A 248-nucleotide genomic window follows, 5' to 3' on the forward strand; every position below is an offset into this window, starting at 1 on the left:
GGTCATACCAAGTCCGGGCTCGGCATTACCCGTGAACTGTTTCTGCTCACCGGCCTGCTGAACGATCTGGTCGACGGCCACCTGTGGCTCAAGCAAAACCCGGAAGCGGTGAATCAGTTCATCGCCACCGCCTTCGCCCTGCTCGGCAGCCTGATCGAGAAAAACATTACCCATATGGATTTTTGGGTAGGCAACGTGATGATCAGCCCGGACGGCGCCACCGCGCACGCCATCGACCTGGAAAACGG

1 protein-coding gene is annotated in these 248 nt (G+C 58.9%); it reads left to right on the forward strand.

Translation table 11 applies throughout. The annotated features are described in order from the left end of the window. On the forward strand, positions 1–248 hold a 248-nt coding region (locus tag AC0IW9_RS31520; protein WP_471652221.1), incomplete at both ends, for a protein kinase family protein.

It is taken from the genome of Belnapia sp. AC561, assembly GCF_979252845.1.